This is a genomic window from Erysipelothrix sp. HDW6C, from assembly GCF_011299615.1.
GTDB lineage: Bacteria > Bacillota_I > Bacilli_A > Erysipelotrichales > Erysipelotrichaceae > Erysipelothrix.
The window spans coordinates 1,941,464-1,959,493 of sequence record NZ_CP049861.1; the positions used below are offsets into that span (position 1 = coordinate 1,941,464).

General features: G+C 38.8%; 17 protein-coding genes. 2 read left to right on the plus strand and 15 right to left on the minus strand.

Annotated features, from left to right (window positions below; translation table 11 throughout):
• Window positions 1–4 precede the first annotated feature (4 nt).
• From G7062_RS09245 to G7062_RS09310, 14 genes are all read right to left on the minus strand, one after another.
• Window positions 5–1,657: a putative manganese-dependent inorganic diphosphatase gene (locus G7062_RS09245; protein WP_166065637.1), complete on the minus strand. Its 1,653-nt coding sequence runs from the start codon at window positions 1,655–1,657 to the stop codon at window positions 5–7.
• A 114-nt stretch (window positions 1,658–1,771) separates the two neighbouring features.
• Window positions 1,772–2,683: a siderophore ABC transporter substrate-binding protein gene (locus G7062_RS09250; protein ID WP_166065638.1), complete on the minus strand. Its 912-nt coding sequence runs from the start codon at window positions 2,681–2,683 to the stop codon at window positions 1,772–1,774.
• Between the two features lie 12 nt (window positions 2,684–2,695).
• Window positions 2,696–3,451: an ATP-binding cassette domain-containing protein gene (locus tag G7062_RS09255; RefSeq protein ID WP_166065639.1), complete on the minus strand. Its 756-nt coding sequence runs from the start codon at window positions 3,449–3,451 to the stop codon at window positions 2,696–2,698.
• A complete protein-coding gene (locus tag G7062_RS09260) occupies window positions 3,448–4,377 on the minus strand; it encodes an iron chelate uptake ABC transporter family permease subunit (RefSeq protein ID WP_166065640.1) in 930 nt (309 codons plus the stop codon). The genes G7062_RS09255 and G7062_RS09260 overlap by 4 nt, the downstream gene beginning before the upstream one ends.
• Window positions 4,367–5,371, minus strand: a complete 1,005-nt coding sequence (locus G7062_RS09265; protein ID WP_166065641.1) for an ABC transporter permease — start codon at window positions 5,369–5,371, stop codon at window positions 4,367–4,369. Before G7062_RS09265 ends, G7062_RS09260 begins: the two co-directional genes overlap by 11 nt.
• Window positions 5,372–5,583: 212 nt before the next feature.
• Window positions 5,584–6,909, minus strand: coding sequence for a hypothetical protein (locus G7062_RS09270; protein ID WP_166065642.1), 1,326 nt, complete (start codon window positions 6,907–6,909; stop codon window positions 5,584–5,586).
• Window positions 6,910–7,051: 142 nt separating this feature from the next.
• Window positions 7,052–8,614 carry a 2,3-bisphosphoglycerate-independent phosphoglycerate mutase gene (gpmI, locus tag G7062_RS09275; RefSeq protein WP_166065643.1) on the minus strand — a complete coding sequence of 521 codons (1,563 nt, stop codon included), beginning with the start codon at window positions 8,612–8,614 and terminating at the stop codon, window positions 7,052–7,054.
• 171 nt (window positions 8,615–8,785) lie between these two features.
• The gene (locus G7062_RS09280) at window positions 8,786–9,418 is read right to left on the minus strand and encodes an HAD family hydrolase (RefSeq protein WP_166065644.1); all 633 of its coding nucleotides are present in this window, start codon (window positions 9,416–9,418) and stop codon (window positions 8,786–8,788) included.
• A 13-nt stretch (window positions 9,419–9,431) separates the two neighbouring features.
• Window positions 9,432–10,115, minus strand: a complete 684-nt coding sequence (locus G7062_RS09285; protein ID WP_166065645.1) for an MBL fold metallo-hydrolase — start codon at window positions 10,113–10,115, stop codon at window positions 9,432–9,434.
• A 65-nt stretch (window positions 10,116–10,180) separates the two neighbouring features.
• Window positions 10,181–11,974 (minus strand): ABC transporter ATP-binding protein, encoded by a 1,794-nt coding sequence (locus tag G7062_RS09290; RefSeq protein ID WP_166065646.1) that lies wholly within the window; start codon window positions 11,972–11,974, stop codon window positions 10,181–10,183.
• Window positions 11,974–13,704, minus strand: coding sequence for an ABC transporter ATP-binding protein (locus G7062_RS09295; protein ID WP_166065647.1), 1,731 nt, complete (start codon window positions 13,702–13,704; stop codon window positions 11,974–11,976). The genes G7062_RS09290 and G7062_RS09295 overlap by 1 nt, the downstream gene beginning before the upstream one ends.
• Window positions 13,688–14,128, minus strand: a complete 441-nt coding sequence (locus G7062_RS09300) for a MarR family winged helix-turn-helix transcriptional regulator (RefSeq protein WP_166065648.1) — start codon at window positions 14,126–14,128, stop codon at window positions 13,688–13,690. Before G7062_RS09300 ends, G7062_RS09295 begins: the two co-directional genes overlap by 17 nt.
• A gap of 113 nt (window positions 14,129–14,241) precedes the next feature.
• Window positions 14,242–14,976, minus strand: coding sequence for an ABC transporter permease (locus G7062_RS09305; RefSeq protein WP_166065649.1), 735 nt, complete (start codon window positions 14,974–14,976; stop codon window positions 14,242–14,244).
• Window positions 14,973–15,854 (minus strand): ABC transporter ATP-binding protein, encoded by an 882-nt coding sequence (locus G7062_RS09310; protein WP_166065650.1) that lies wholly within the window; start codon window positions 15,852–15,854, stop codon window positions 14,973–14,975. The genes G7062_RS09305 and G7062_RS09310 overlap by 4 nt, the downstream gene beginning before the upstream one ends.
• 153 nt (window positions 15,855–16,007) lie before the next feature.
• Here G7062_RS09310 and G7062_RS09315 point away from each other — a divergent pair, with 153 nt between their 5' ends.
• Window positions 16,008–16,883 (plus strand): helix-turn-helix domain-containing protein, encoded by an 876-nt coding sequence (locus G7062_RS09315; protein WP_166065651.1) that lies wholly within the window; start codon window positions 16,008–16,010, stop codon window positions 16,881–16,883.
• Entirely contained in the window at window positions 16,880–17,770 is an 891-nt protein-coding gene (locus G7062_RS09320) for a helix-turn-helix domain-containing protein (protein ID WP_166065652.1), read from the plus strand. Before G7062_RS09315 ends, G7062_RS09320 begins: the two co-directional genes overlap by 4 nt.
• A gap of 76 nt (window positions 17,771–17,846) precedes the next feature.
• On the opposite strand, the gene G7062_RS09325 is transcribed toward G7062_RS09320, so the two are convergent.
• Window positions 17,847–18,029: a hypothetical protein gene (locus tag G7062_RS09325; RefSeq protein WP_166065653.1), complete on the minus strand. Its 183-nt coding sequence runs from the start codon at window positions 18,027–18,029 to the stop codon at window positions 17,847–17,849.
• Window position 18,030 lies beyond the last annotated feature (1 nt).

The following is an 18,030-nucleotide window of genomic DNA, read 5'->3' on the forward strand; positions in this document are numbered from 1 at the left end:
GTTTTTAACGTTTCCCATCTACAACTTTTGCAATTGCAGATGATAAACGCGGGATAATTTGATTCTTTCTTGAAACAATATCTTGAAGGAATGTACGTTCTTGACCATCCTCATTCGGGAATGCATCCAGAACAGCATTCTTAAGGTTTCCTGCCGATACAACAATTGATCCATTGTCTTCAATACTTGTAAAAACAACCACCAAGAGATCCAACTTGTGCTTAAGCACATAGGCCTCAAGAGCTTCTTCAAATGTCTCATGAATCGTATCCAATTCTGTAAAGTGATAAATTACAACCTGTGATACCATCACTTCTTTTCCTGAGATATAAAATGTCTTAATATCCTGATTAATGATATCTTCATAAGGCTTGTTCTTAAGTGTTGATGTTACTTCGTACATTTCTTGTGCAAACTGATAACGATCAAGACCGGAAATTGCTTCAAGTTGCAACGCGAGACGGAAGTCTTGTTGTGTTGCAGTTGGAGATTTCAGATTCAATGTATCCGAAATCAAGGCTGACAAGAGGATCGATGCAATATTCTTAGGAATATTGACACCATTCTCATGATACATCTTCGTTATGATTGATGCTGTTGAACCGATAATTTCATTGCGGAAATAAATCGGTTTGATTGTATTAATATCACCAATACGATGGTGGTCAATGACTTCAAGAATTTCTGCATCCTCAACACCTTCAACACTTTGCGAATACTCATTGTGGTCGACAAGAATCAATCGTTTGCTTTGACTATTCAGAATATGATATCGCGATATAAACCCATAGATATGATTGTTATCATCCAAGACTGGATACGCTCGATATCGTGTTTTAAGCATACGGGATTCCACATCTTCAACAAACTCATTTTTATTAAAGTAAACCAAATCAGTAGTCATAACTTCACGAATGCTTGGTGAGAAAAGCAAATATCGGGATGTGTTCATCGTACCATGTGATGACATAATAATGGCGCACCCTTTTTCAATGGCTTGCTTTATGACTGCATCCTCAATCTCTTGAGTCCATACGGTGACAATACAGGCAGCACCCTTGTTGATTGCTTCCATTTGAGCATTGACATCATCACCGATGATGACCAACCGACCATCCAATTGATAGTTGCTTAGGCCCGATTCAGCAATGGCTACGATACTTGTCTTTCCATTAAAGCGGAACTCTTTCGGCTTGTAGACTAAGGTCCCATCAATTGCCTTAACAATGTTTTCGACTGGTGTTCTTTTTAAGAGTTCAATCGAATGTGCTGTATCGCCCATCGCAATGTGGGTTAAATTTGAACTTGTGACAACTCCCATCAACTGGGATCGATCGTCAACAACCGCCAAAGTTTGTCGGCTTTTCTGTAAAATATCCATCGCATCCTTAATCGATGTATCGACATGAATTTCGATTGGACTGTCGACATCAATTTCATCCAAGGTAGCACGTGCATCTTTCAGCAAGATTGGTGCCTCAAATCCGAATTTTTCAAGAATATAGTCTGTCTCTTCGCTCAATCCACCCAAACGACATGCAACGGCCTTCACTCCGAGTTCATTCTTTAGGTGAGCATACGCAATCGCCGACACGACTGAGTCGGTATCTGGGTTGCGATGACCGTGAACATAAATAAAATCTTTTTCATTTTTCATATGGTAAACCCCTTACACTCATTGTCTATAGTTTACCATAAAGCAGATACATTTAGGTAGATGAACTGAATCCAATACACCCTAAAAACAGAAAAGATGTTGCGTTTGCAACATCTAGTTAAATAATGGGAGTAGCTCCTCAGTCATTTTTAACACTGCGTTATAACCACCTTCTGTAATATACCATGTTTCAGGATCAACATAGATGATGCGTTTGTTCTTTGCAGCTGGTGTCCCTTTTACGAAATCATTATTCATCAATTCTTCTGCAAATACTGTACCACCAGTAACTGCCGCACGGTCCATTACAATGATGATTTCAGGTTTCAGTGAGCTGACCAACTCAAATGAAACTGTCGCACCATGTGTTGAAGGATCGAGTTCATGATCAATAGGTGCAAACCCAAACTCTGAGAAAATGTGTCCATAACGACTGCCCGGTCCGAATGATTTAATTTCCGTACCATTGGCCATAATAAACATTGTGGATAAACCAGATGCTTGTGCTTTGTCATGAAGTTCTGTTACTTTTTCTTGAAGTGCTGGCATTGCTTTAGTCACATCCTTATTGGGGAAGATCTCTCCTAAGAGCTGAATGTTAGCATCCATCGAATTTAGAAGTCCTGTTGGATCGGTATCGTTTCCCATATAAACCGTAGGTGCTATTTTTGACAACTCTTCATATTGCTTTGAAGCACGTCCAGAAATAATAATTAAGTCTGGACCATATTCCATAATTTTTTCAAAATCTGGTTCAAACAAGGTTCCGGCATTTAACACTTCGTCTTTATCATAGATTTTAAGTGCAGTTGGAAGTGAATCTTTAGGAACACCCCCGACTGGTAGTTCAAGGTATGTCATGATATCAATGATACCATTATCAAATACAACGACTTTTTCTGGGTTTGTTTGCAAAGCAGTTTTTCCAAGTTTATGTTCAATCTCAATATCTACTTTCTTCGGTGTAGCAGCTGCGCATCCGGTAAGAACCAATAATACTGAAAGCAATGCGAAAATTTTTTTCATATTTTTCTTCCTCTATTTTATAAACGCAACAGTGTGCGTCTCACATTTCTGAATTTCAAAGTGCATATCATAAATTTCATGGAGCATGTGTTCATTCAAGACGTCGTCAACTGCACCATCACAAATCAAACGTCCATGTTTTAAAGCAATAATATTGTCGACATAACGGTAGACCATATTTAAATCATGCATGATTATAACAACCGTTTTTCCATGTTCATCAACCAATTGGCGGATAAGTTCCATTAATTCATGCGCGTGTTTTAAGTCAAGATTATTCAAAGGTTCATCCAATAACATCACATCCGTATCCTGTGCCAAAATCATTGCAATATAAACCCGTTGCAGTTGCCCACCACTTAACTGATCGATAAACTTATCCCGCAGGTCCAAACATTGCATGAACGCAAGGGACTCTTCAACAATTAGAATATCGTCTGCATTTAATCTTCCTTGATTGTGGGGATAACGGCCAAATCCAACCAAATCAATCACGCGTAAGCGTAAGTTAATTGTATTGGCTTGTTTGAGTGTTGCAATCTTACAGGCATACTCTAATGACGCATAGGTATTAATATCTTTAGAATCAAGCAGAACTGATCCACTGGTCGCGTTATTAAGGCGACCCATAATATTTAACAACGTGGACTTCCCTGATCCATTTTCTCCAACAATTGCGGTAACCTTATTTGACGCGATGTCCAGCGTGATATCATCAAGTGCGAAAAACGATCCGTATTTTTTTGTAATGTTTGTTACTTCAATCATGAGAATCGCTCCTTTAGCATTAATCGAATAAAATAAATACCACCCAAGATATTCAAGACAACACTGATGGAGGTGTTGAAATGAAGCATGCGCTCAAATATGAGTTGACCCGCAACCAACAATGCAATTGATAAATACGTGCCATATTTAACAATTTCACGTGTTCGAAACCCTTTGATCGACTCACGCGCAATATTAGTCGTTAGCAACCCAAGAAACGATATGGGTCCAACAAGGGCTGTAGTGATGGAAATGAATACTGCAATCATTATCAGCGCATAATACTGGAATTTTCGAACATCAATACCGAGATTTCGTGCATGGGTTTCACCCAACGCCACAACATCAACTTGTTTGTGTAATTTCCAAACTGCCCAAAATCCAACCAATGACAACACCATTCCAACCCATAAGACATCAACATTGATTGCGTTAAATGAGGCAAAGGATTGATTTTGAATGATTGAAAACTCGTTGGGATCCATCATCATTTGTAATGTTGATGTAATGCTTCCAAACAGTGTTCCCATCACTGTACCAACTAAGAGTAACGTAAATAAATCGGTGCGAATCACACGTAATACAACCGTATAGATTAGTACTGAAATCAGTGTCATAACCGTGACCACAATCACAAACAATGTCATACTTGAGACATACTGTTTCACAAAGAATACAATGATAACCTGAATAAGCATAAACAGTCGGTCAAATCCAAGTAATGACGGTGTGAGGATTCGATTGTTTGTCATGTTTTGGAAGTACACAGTCGCGATGTTAATCAATAGTGATACAAATGCTACAGCAATCAGGCGTGTCAAACGCCGATACATCAAATACACAATGTTGTTTGCATTAACACCTATCAAAAGGTAAATTAGACTCAATCCGATACAAATAATCGGCAATATGTATTTACGCTTCATGGCGACTTCTCAACAATACAACCAAAAAGAAAATCGAACCAACTACTCCCAAAATTAAACCAATTGGTACTTCGTAAGGATAAATAACAACACGTGATATGAGATCACAAATCAATAATAAGTTTCCACCAAGAAGGGCCGTATCAATAAGTACCGATTGATTGCCATCGCCATATACTTTGGTAACAATATTAGGAATCATCAGACCCACAAACGGAACACTTCCTATCGTAACGACAACCGATGCACTGAGCAGTGAAACCATAAGAATTCCCAGCAAGAGCGTTCGTTCATAGTTAACACCCACGTTCCGTGCGAAATCAGAACCCATCGCAACGATACTGAAACGACTGATATAAACATATGCAAGAACTAACAGCGGAATGCTTAAGTAAAGTAACTCATAATTTCCTTGCATCACAAACGTAAAGCTTCCCAACATGTAACCAGCGAGCGTTTGCATCAAATCAAAACGCATCGCAAGGTAAGTAGTGATTGAATCGACGACCATTCCCATCATCATCCCCATTAATGGAACAAACACAATATTCTTAAACGTAATTCGATTCACAAGTTTCATAAAAACAAGTGTACCAATAACAGCAAAGACAAGTGCGAATACGGATCTTCCAACAAAACCCATACCCGCAAATACAATTAAAGAAATAATAATCCCCAATCGCGCAGCATCCATCGTTACCGCTGTTGATGGTGACACAAAGCGATTTTGGGCAATTTTCTGCATGATTAGCCCTGCCACTGATAATGAGATTCCGGTAATGACTACGGCCATAACACGCGGAATACGACTGTATACAAAGGCATGCCACGCAGCACCGTCCATCTTCATCAATAAAGACGGTGTAACATCCAAGACACCCATGAAAAGCGATACAACAAACATCACTATAAATGTCACTATGGAAAACACGCGGACATGTTTCGCCGTAATTTTTGATGTTGATTTTGGTGTGTCAATTTCATGCTGTGCCATCGATAACCTCCACAAATGATCATTTGCTCTTTTAGTTTATGCTTATAGGAATATCAAAACAATGCAAAATGCTAATTATATTATGTATTTCTTTCACAAAGTTCGAGATTACCGCAAATGTGCAATACTCTTGTGAAATAATATTCAAAGTATACAATCGGGTGATTTTGATTATCGTAACCATAAAAAAAGAAGATCTTTCGATCTTCTCGTTATTGACATTGAAATCCATTTTGATTTAACTCTTCTTGTACCGCAGTTGGACTCATCTTATCACGAGCCGGAACCATAGAACGTAATCTGGCTGTAATCACGCCGTTACTATCAGCCATTATGTTAGTAAATCCATACGCATCTGCAAATGTTTCTGTCTTGCCATCCGTTACTAAATCGAAACTAAAGACAAACATAAGCGAACCATTTTCATAGTTCTTTCCTGATTCTTTATCCGTAGCATTGATTGTATTTGACGGTGTCGCAGTATAACAGGCACTGACCATACGAATATTCGTAGCTTCTATTCCATTCTTTTGGTAATCAGCAATCATTTTCTGGCTTGCTTTTTCTTGAAGGTCGAGGAAATTATCGATTCCATCGATGGATGCCGGCGCACCAATTAGGCCCTCAACAGTTATTTCTTTTGTTTCAGATTCCAGTTGGACATTTTCCTTGCGTAAGGCTTCGCGCATGGCATCTGTTAAGTCTAAAGATACTGTTACAATATCACCATTCGCAAGGTCTGTAGCTGCTATCGGTTTTACCTTAATTTGCTTTAGAACCTTTTCAACTTCAGGATTACTATCCTTGATTGCTGAGTCAATTGTTGTTTCAGCAACTCCAGTTCCACTCTCACCTTTGAATGTTACAGTGACACGCGTAAAGAAATCAATCGAGACAAGCTCAGAATATCCTTCAACGCGTATCTCCTTTGCAGTCGCCTTTAATTTATACTTATTGTCCTTAAGGGTTTTTAACTCTGCTTCAGTCGGCGTTAATGTTACCAAGACAGCATCACCTTCTTTGAGTGCTCCATCAGGGTTCACTGTATAACGCATGGTTTTCAGTACTGCTTCTACAGCAGGGTTTTCCGCAAACACAATTTGATCTTGATTCATTTCAAAGAATATACTTTCACCATCGTTCACAAAGCGCGTCGGTGCAAGTTCAAAGAAGTCAAGAGTCTTAACACTCAGCACGCGGTCCCATAATACAAACCCTCCTCCTGCAACAATTAACACTGCTGCAATAATTGCCAGGATTTTATATTTCTTTGAATTCTTGTTCTTTTGCTTGGTTACATGTTTTACTTTTGTTTTTGTTTTCTGACGTTTTGTTCTTACACTATCCCCAACATCATCAACGATTGTTTCATCCACAACTTCTTCGTCTGTTTCTTGGGTTTCGATATCTTGTTCAGAGTCATCATTAACTCCATCAAAATCATCCGTTTGAGGGATGTCTTTCTCGGATTCCGAAACGGACTCTGGGTCAAATATTTTCTTTAATCTCATTACTGTATTGTCGTTTTTATCAATCATGGTAATCCTCCTCATTTCTTAACCTAGACACCATAACACTGTTATTGTAGCAAACCCGACGCTATTATGCATGAAATCCCATATTTTCAGTTATTTCTCATATTCCATATAAAAAGAAACGGACGGGTCCGTTTCTTCATGCTTACTTCTTAATGAGGCTTGTTTCCCATTTTGCATTGGGTTTGATGTCAAGCAAATCTGCAACAGTCGCTGCAACATTAGCAAGACCAAAACCACCTTCTTGTTTTAATTCAACATCGCGGTTGTAAATGATAAATGGAACGGGGTTGAGGGTATGTGATGTTTTAGCATTTCCCTTTTTATCAACCATTTCATCTGCATTACCATGGTCTGCAAGCACAATCAATGTTGCATCATTTTTCTTAACAACTGGAAGTAAACGTCCCAAAGCCAAGTCAACTGCCTCAACGGAAATGATTGATGCAAGCATATCACCTGTATGCCCGACCATATCTCCATTTGGGAAGTTGAGACGAATGAAGTCGTATTGACCGCCATTTAGTGCAGCAATTACTTCATCGGTAATTTCTGCTGATTTCATCCATGGACGTTGATCAAATGTGACATCATCTCCTTTGATCTCGACATAAGTTTCTAAAGCGTCATCAAATTTCTCGAGTTTGTTTCCATTCCAGAAATAAGTAACGTGTCCATATTTTTGTGTTTCGGAAATTGCAAATGATGACATACCATTTTCAATCAATGTTTCTGTCAATGTATCGGTAATGTGTGGTGGTTCAACTAAGAAATTAGCAGGAATTCCTGAGTCTCCATCGTATTGAAGCATACCTGCATATTTAACATTAGGTACGCGAACACGATCAAACTTGTCAAATGATGCATCGCCTTCGAATGTTTTTGAGATTTCAAGAGCACGGTCACCGCGGAAGTTAAAGAAAATTACCGAGTCATTATCAACGATTGGGGCAACTGCTTCACCATCTTTGGCAACAACCCATGCAGGGATGTATTGATCAGAAAGTGTTGGTTCTTCTGCACGGAAGTGATTAATGGCTTCAGTTGCTGAAGCAAACTTTTGTGCATCACCCAAGACGTGTGTTTTCCAACCACGTTCGACCATTCCCCAGTCTGCATCATAGCGGTCCATTGTAACTAACATACGACCACCACCACTTGCGATTTCAGCGTGGAATGAATCATCATTCAATTCATTCATAACTGCCTCAACGGCATCAATGTATGTCAATGCTGATTGTTGTTCAACGTCACGTCCATCTTGAAGTGCGTGTAATGCAAGATGTTTGACACCATCTGCTTTTGCGCGTTTAATCATTGCAATGACATGATCAACGTGTGAATGCACATTACCATCTGATAATAATCCAAGAAGATGTAATGTATTATTTTTCAAATCCGTTGTAAGAAGTTTCCATGCTTTTGATTCAAACAAACTGCCATCTGCGATTGAACCGTTCACAAGTTTTGCCCCTTGTGAGAAAATCTGTCCGGATCCCAAAGCGTTGTGTCCAACTTCTGAGTTTCCCATGTCTTCATCTGATGGAAGACCAACAGCGAGACCGTGCGCTTTTAATTCAATATTAGGGCATTCAGCCATTAATGCATCTAAGTTTGGTGTATGAGCTTGTTTTACAGCATTACCTTCTACAGTATCTGTTATACCAACACCATCCATTACTACTAAAACTACAGGTTTCTTTTTCATAATTTCCTCCTACGTACCGTTCAATTTTAACACTTTTCGACCAGTAGTTCTACCCGAATAAAAAAAGACTCACAAACTTTCCAATTCGTTTGTGAATCGAAGTTTAAGAATCTTAACAAATATGATTTCATCTAGAATAATAGTGGAAAGGTAATACTCGCATATCTACCATTATATAAGTTCAATAATTTTATCCATACGATCCAGAATATGCTTAGCACCGTGTTCTTCTAATTCAGAAACGGGTCTAAATCCCCATGAAACGCCTATAGGGATCATATTTGCATTCTTTGCAGTATTCATATCAACATCACTGTCACCGACAAAGAGTATGTTCTCAGGATTAATGCCCATTTCTTCTGCGATTATGAGTGGGTAATGGGGACTTGGTTTATGATTCCCATCAAATTGATCCCCAATAACTGTTACAAAATCGATGTCACCAAAATAAGCAGCAACGATTCCATCCGTATATACTTGTTTCTTGTTAGTACAAATCGCGACTGGGATGCCACGTGTGTTTAATTCCTTTAATGTTTCAACAACTCCAGGATACGGCGTTGAATCGACACTGTAGTTTAAACCATAATCGGCAAGGAATTCCTCGAGCGCGTCATCAAATTCATCGTAGTCTTCCGGCAATGCGCGTTCTACGAGCTTCTTAATGCCGTTTCCAACGAATGTTTTATATGTTGCGAGTGTATGAGTTGGAAGATTGCGTCCTTCCAGTACACGGTTTAAACTGTTTCCCATATCCGCGATGGTATCCATCAGAGTACCATCCAAATCAAAAATTACTGCCATAATAACCAACTTTCTATGCGATATTCTTAAATGTATGATTGGTGTAATTGGGTTTGAAGAATTTACAATCTTCAACACCATTGGACCACTCATAGAATTCATTCAAGTCACTTGAGTTATCCCCAAAGTGCATGGGGAAGAAAAATTGTGGGCGAAGGAGTTCAACAATCCGTCGCGCCCCTTTATCATAGTCTTCTCCCATACGCGGGTCAATTGAAAACATCATAACATCAATTTTCCCAATATTCTGAAATTGTTCGAGCGCAAGTTCATAGGCTGTTTCTTCTTCATTAATTTCTTGTTTATTTGACATGGATGACCAATGCCAATTGTTGAGATCGCCACCATGTAAGATTGTCTTGTCCTTCTCCTTAATGAGGTAGCAGACACCTTCACGCGTTGTTTTTAGAACGTGAATTGTCGCAAATCCGGTATGAAAGGTATCGCCAACATCCATTTTATAGACGTTATTGAAAGGTGACGCAAGCACATCATACGATAAAAAAACGGGCTTCCTGTACGAGAATATAGCGTCGGTGTAGTGGTGTGACTCAGCGGTTGTCACAAAGAAATATGTCGGCTTGTGACTCATCAAATAGCGCGCGGGGACCTGACCTTCAACATAATCAAAAACATAAACAGCATTATCCGTTTCAACGATGTAACCACAGTGATTTATATATTCAACATTTAGCATAGGAAACCCTCCTTAACTTAAGTATAACAAATAAAAAGGCAGCCAGGCTACCTTCTTATCATTATTTAACTTAATTCTGTTTGACCTGAGTAAAGGGATGCATAGCGTCCGCCTTGCTCAACAAGTTCATCGTGACTTCCACGTTCGATGATGCGACCATGTTCGAGAACAATAATTGCATCAGAATTACGAACCGTTGAAAGTCGGTGGGCAATAATGAAGGTTGTACGACCTTTCATCAATGAATCCATTCCTTGTTCAATCAAGCGTTCCGTACGCGTATCAATTGATGACGTTGCTTCGTCAAGAATAAGAATACTTGGGTTTGCAACTGCAGCTCGGGCAATATTCAGCAATTGTTTTTGACCTTGTGACAGTTCAGAACCCGTACCGCTTATTTCAGTATCATAACCATGTTCTAATGTACGAATAAAGTGATGCGCGTTGGCAAGTTTTGCCGCTGCAATACATTCTTCATCCGTTGCATCCAGATTACCATAACGTATGTTCTCCATGATTGTTCCTGTAAAGAGGTTTGTATCTTGGAGCACCATCGCAATATGTTTTCGAAGACTAAGACGGTTTATCTTTGAGATATCATGTCCATCAATTAGAATCTTTCCAGAGTTAATATCATAGAATCGCGAAATTAAATTGGTAATGGTTGTCTTACCAGCACCGGTTGATCCAACAAAGGCAATTTTCTGTCCTGGTGCGGCCCAGAAAGTTACATCCTTCAAGACAGTGACGTTTTTAACATAACCAAACGTTACATCTTCGAATCGTACATCACCTTCAACAGTATCAAGAACTAGATCGGTATCACGAATTTCTTCTTCTTTCCAATCGAGCAATTCAAAGATACGCTCAGCGGATGCTATTGCTGATTGCAGTGTTGTAAATTGGCTGGATATTTCGTTAATTGGTTTTCCTTGTGTTCGTGTCATGTTAACATAGGCACCCAGATCACCAATACTTAAACGCCCATTTATGGCAAGGTATCCACCTACAATCCCAATAACAGCATACGATATCGTATTGATATTTTGCATCAGTGGATAAATCATAATTGATGTGATTTGCGCAAATTGCGAGTTTTTACGGTATACTTGATTTTTCTTTTGGAACTTCTCGCGTGCTTTCTCTTCATGATTAAAGAGTTGCATTACAACTTGACCTTCCATGGATTCTTCAACATATCCGTTTAGATCACCCAAAGACTGTTGCTGACGCTTGGAATAAATCCGTGATTTCTTAATAATGACATTTGACATTAAACTTAATAATGGCAGAATAATCATCGTCACAGCTGTTAGAATTGGGCTTAAAATAAACATGACCACAACGGTTCCGATAAGGGTAAAGATATTTATAACGATTGATGCCGCTGCAGTGTTCAATCCTTCACCCACCAAATCAATATCATTGGTAAATCGACTCATTAAATCACCGTGTGCGTTGGCATCATGGTAGGAAACCTTCATGCGCAAGACATGCGAGAACATTTCCTTACGAATTGTTTCAACGGTACGTTGTGATATTTTAACCATCAAACGTGCAGCGAGGAACATCGCACCAACTTCAATGGCAAAGATAATAGCAAGACCAATAAGTTGTGTTGTTAATGAACTAAACATAACTTCACGCGTGATGGTATTGTTCATCCCCTGTTCAATCGTTGCGATGAGTGGCGAGATTGCATAGGATCCATACAAACCTCCAAGTGTTGAAACAATGGAAGCGATAATAACAACGATGAGTAAGAATTTACTTTCACCGAGGTAAGATAGTAAGCGTAGAAGGGTTCCTTTTTGGTCCTTGGGTTTATGTTTCCCAATAACAAGACTTTGTTGACTCATTATTCAACACCTCCTTTACTCATTTGACTTTGATAGATTTCTTGGTAAACCTGGCATGTTTCAAGTAGCTCATCATGTGTTCCAAGTCCAACAATTTGTCCTTCATCCAGAACAACAATTTTATCAGAATCAGCAACTGAGCTAATCTTCTGCGCAATACTGATTACAGTAACATCCGAATACATTGCAGCGATTGATTCCTTAACTTTGGCTTCTGTAGCTGCATCAAGGGCACTTGTACTATCATCCAACACTAAAATTTTAGGATTAACCATCAGTGCTCGCGCAATACATAATCTTTGACGCTGTCCACCAGAAAAGTTTGTTCCACCTTGTTGTACTGGCGAATCGAATCCATGTTTGCTTTCTTCGATAAAGCCATAGATCGAAGCAGCCATTGTTGCTTGAATCATGTCTTCTTCTGTAGCATGTTCATTTCCAAGGCGTAAGTTCTCAGCAATTGTTCCCGTAAAGAGAACATTCTTTTGAGGTACGAAACCAAATTGACTTCTAAGGAACTTCATATCCAAATCACGAATATCATGGCCATCAAGGGTAATGCGTCCTTCAGTGACATCGATGAGACGAACCATAAGATTAATCAGAGAAGACTTACCACTTCCAGTAGACCCAATAATTCCAATATGTTGACCTGGAATAATATCCAAATTGATGTGTTTCAAGACATCATTGGCATCTTCGTAGTAACGGAATGATACATCTTCAAACTTAATATGTCCTTGGACGTTTGTAAGCAACTCTGGAGTCGCAATTGAATGAATATCAGCCTCAGTATCAAGGACTTCATTAAGTCGCAACACCGACGCTTTTGAGCGCGACACCATCATCAAGACGTTGGTAATCATCATCATTGAGAACATGGTAAAGCGTAGATAGTTAATGAACACTAACAGATCACCCACTTGAATTAAATGCATATCAACAATCAAGTACGATGAAATCCAAACAATAAAGATTGTGGCAAAGTGAATTGCGGCGGTTAACGCTGGATTCATGATAATCATCAAGTTCATTGCATCAACGTTTGCTTTGAAGAGCTGAGAGTTTTCATCGTTAAATTTCTCATCTTCTAAGTCTTCGCGAACAAACGATTTGATAACACGAATATTCATAAGGGATTCTTGAACTTTACGGTTCATCTTATCGACCATTTTTTGAAGTCTCACAAAACGTGGGAATCCCGCTTTAATTGTATAGATAAGAATTCCTGTTAAGAAGAGTACAGCTGCTAACATGACCCATGATAATTCAGGGCTGATAATATATGTAAGCACAACAGTACTGATTAGGAAAACAGGCGCACGAACTAAAAGACGCAAACACATCATCAAGGTTCGTTGTAAAAAGTTAACATCATTTGTTAACCGTGTAACAAGGGATGCTGTTTGAAAGTTAGACATATTCTTAATCGAAAATGTTTGAATGCGTTTGAAAACTGCTTCACGCAAACGCAATGCGAAATTATTTGACACTTGTGATGGGAAAACAAGTCCCAACATGGCAATTACTGCACCAGCAATTGCTAACCCTACCATTTTGAGCCCAACAGATACAATGATCCCAAAATCTGCTTGCGCGATTCCGACATCAATAATCTCGGCCATCAGTTGGATTTGATAGAGTTCTATGAATGCAACACCACCAACAAAGATAATCCCAAGTATTGCTGCGGGTATCTCTGGTTTGAAATACTTATAGAATTTTTTCATTCTTCGACTCCTTCTCTAAATCCTCTAACATGATTGTGAAATAGTCTTCAAGAATTGATTGTTGTTTGTCTGAAAGCGCGCGAAACAAAGCATTATCGATCCGATCAAAATTTTCAGTTAACTCGGGCATAATTGCTTTTCCTTTTTCCGATAAAAAAAGATTTTTTTCGCGACGATCAATTGTACTCACAACACGTTCAATATAACCGGATGCTTCAAGTCGTTTCAATGTCACCGAAACTGATTCCTTCGACAGTTTGATGATTTCGACAAGTTGCTTCTGAGTGATTCCGGGATTTCTATCTATTATATATAGAAATCGTGGTTGCCCCGTATACAAGTCAAATTCATCCAAATAGTCTTGTACATTTTGTCGGTGTTTAATGTTAATCTTCCGGAATAGCGTACTCAGCTGGTTATCCATTTTACCTCTCCTTTAGTTAGTCGGCTAACTAATTATACCATACACAGTATATGAAACAACATTTGTGCCTGAATTCACAAAAAAAGTACATCGTTATTACGATGTACTTCAGTTTAGTCGCTTTCCATACCATTCTTTTTATAAAAGTATATGAAGAGTCCAATACTAATAACTGTACACGCGATGAGTACGCCAATTTGTACTAACTCAAGACTGTATGCCTCGCCAAGGTTGAACGCCTTCAACATGTCTGATAACATACCCGTATAAATAAAACGGGATGCTGTTGCCATGGACTCATTGAATACTGAAAATGTTGGTAACATTGCTAAGATAAGTGTAATTGGCATCATGATGTTGTTTGCGTTGACTTGTGACTTAGAGTAAATTCCCACCACAAGACCCACAACACAACTGATCAGTGACGCTACAACGGTAAGTGCTGTAAACATGATAAAGTTAATGTTTGCGATGTTAATACCACTCACGAATACAAGTAAGAAGTTTACAGCTACCGTAACCAAGAATGGTGGTAGCAAGCTTCCGATAAAGAAATGCTTTGCATTGACTGAAGAGGTCATCAATGTTCGAAGCGTATTTTTCTCTTTCTCTTCAGCAAGTGGAAGTGCCGTCATCATGACCGCCCCCATACCAATATTCATCGAAACGCCCATTGATAGCGCCATTCCAAACATATAATCAAGCATCTCTGGATCTGTTGCCATTGTTCCATACAGAACCCTCATTAAGATCGTGATTCCAACTGCCATGAGTGGTCCGGTGAGTGCTGATGTATTGGTCATCAACATCTTTGTTTTTAATTTCATCATTACGAATGCTTTTCTCATACTAAACTCCTTCCCGAAACTTTAATAAATACTTCTTCCAATGTCGGCTCACAAGAATGAATTGTTTCGACATTTCCTTCTGATAAATGTTGATTAAGAATTGCGATATGTTCCTTACTCTCGTTGAGATGAACGATATCATCATTTTTCAAACGAACCTTAAAGGTCTTCTCTTGATTGTGACGCAAGCAAATTTCTTCAGGTGTTCCATGTTCAACAATGACACCATCATTCAGTAAAGCAATTTTATCGCAGAGTTTGGTTGCTTCTTCCATATTGTGTGTTGTCAAGAAAATCGACATTCCCTCACCCTTCAATTCCAAGAACATATCTTGGATTTGATTGGCAGTTGCAGGATCTAGGCCACTTGTTGGTTCATCGAGAAAAAGCAATCTGGGTTTGTGGAGAATCGCACGTGCCAAAACGAGGCGTTGCTTTTGTCCCTTTGATAGTTTACCCGCTTGATGTTTTTTATGACCTTCCAAACCAACTTTTGATAGGAGAACATCAATACGGTCTTCTTCAACTTTAAAGAGATCCGCAAATATCTTGAGATTATCGTATACCGAGAGTTTCTCATAGATACCACTTGTATCCGTTACAATTCCAATTTGTTCATAAATGGCTTCATTAATCGTCGATGCATCTTTCCCCAAGACTTGGGCATCACCACGTGTTTGCCCCAATTGGCCTGTTGCAATTTTTATCGTTGTAGTTTTACCCGATCCACTGGGTCCCAAGAACCCAAATATTTCCCCTTTGCCAATTTCAAAGCTGATATCCTTAAGAGCAACGTGGTTGTTGAACTCTTTACGGACATTTTTCATTTGAAGAATACTCGGCTTTGCTTTCGTATTTAATTGATAAATTTCATTCATATTCTTACCTCCCTGATATTTAAAATTATACGTTGTAGAATGACAATTTTTATAAACTTAAAGTAAAATTACGAAAGGTGTAGATTTTAGTGCAAATTCACAACTTTGTCCAAGTAAACTTGGCGTGCTATAATACTGAAAAGAGGTAACACTATGGAGAACTATGGGAGTACATTTCGCGAATTGCGACAGAATAAGGGTTATACACTAAAAGAAGTCGCTGCGGGAATCATGAGCGTGACTGCTCTCTCAAATTTCGAAAATGGTATATCTGATATCAAATCAACGAATCTATTCAAATTGCTTTTTCGGATTCAAGTATCGACTTCAGAGTTTCTTTACACCCATGATCAATTTGGAAACGTGGACCTGAATCGCATTATTCAAAATATTGAAAGTGCTCGAAATTCTAACGAAGATGCAGCACTCACATTAAGGAATTTGGGCACTACCTACCAGACATTATATTTGCGTACGCAAGAAAAACACTTTCAATACGTCGCAATTCTGTGTGAGTATATGGCTGACCCAGAGTGTTTGAGTTCTGGGAGTAAGCGAGTCTTACAGCACTATCTTTTAAACGTCAAGCGATTTGATGAATTTGAATTCTATCTTATGCAATACTTGAGTGAGTTCTTTACAACTACTGAACTTGCTGCGCTCTACACGCGTATGGATAAAGACATTACGAATCTCTCCCCTTTTACAAAAACGAACCGTCATCATATTTATATCAATCGTTGCTTTCATTTAATCCGTCGTAGCGAAGTGAAACTTGCACGATTGACTTTGGATGCATACAAGCGTATTGAACCAATTCCAAAAATCGAAAGTATCGAGAAATTCATACTTGCGCGTTTTCTTGATGGTCTTATCCAAATCGCTGAAGGTAAATCAGAGGGTGAATCGTTATGCCGTGAATCCTTGCATGCTTTTTCAATACTTGACGGTTTCGAGGATGCACTCGCAAAACTTGATTCATGGATTGCATTCGCTAAAGACCTCAATATGGAAGGGGCGACAGTATGAGTAATTATGGACCAACATTTCGCAAATTGCGGATTGAGAAGGGCTTTTCGAGTAAGGAAGTTGCGGCGGGAATCCTAAGCGTCACGGCACTGGCAAACTTTGAAAATGGAGCATCCGATATAAAATTCAACAAACTCATTAAGTTACTTAATCGAATTTGTGTCGACCTTGCCTATTTCACGTACTTAAGTGATGATACAGCTTCCGATGATATTCATCGCATTCTATCCGAGATCATGGATTTAGCGCACAGTGATGCAATCTCGACATATGGCACCAATAGACTCTATGAGAAATACCGTGACCTTTATCAATCAACACACGAAAGTGCTCATTATCTTGTGAGTATTTATAACAACTTTTCTTCAGGAGTCGATCGAGTCACCCCCGAAGAAATTGCCTTCTATCGCAATCACATTCAATCGATTACAATGATGAATGAATTCGAACTGTATCTCATGAGCGCAACAAGTGAGTTTTTCTCAATCGAAGAACTTAAAGATATTGATGATCGCAAAAGTGAAGACATTTTATCGCTCCCCCCCAGTTCAATCATCGAAATTAACCATATCTATATTAATCAGTGCTTTCACTATCTCCGTCGCAATAACGTTGCCTTAGCAAAACATAGTATTGCTTTGCTTGATGCTTTGAATCTTCCTAAGAATTTTGAAAACAGCGTTTCATACTTCTTCCGTCATTTCATTACGGGACTTGTTGATATTTTACAAGGGAACATGGATGGTAAGAAACGATGTTATCAATTATTAGACGTAATGGAAACATTCCCTGCATATCAGCCAACAATTCGACAACTTCACCTTTGGACTGAAGTCATCGAGAAGATGTACAACGATAACAACGCATTGAATACTGGGTCAAAGTAGTAAAGTATTGCACCAAAAAAGAAGTGATTGGACTCATTTAAGAGCACGATCACTTCTTTCTTTTTATAGTAGATTGCTAGAATATAATCCAGACAATTGCGATAAGAACAGCTGAAATAAGGAGTACTACGGGTAAGAATGTTATGAGTGCTGCCAATGATATGGCAAGCGCATCATTTTTTTCAAACTCGACGTCTTTAAACTTTTCAGTTATTTCGTCTTCCGTCAATAACTTCTTCTTTCGTTTACGTCCAAACATA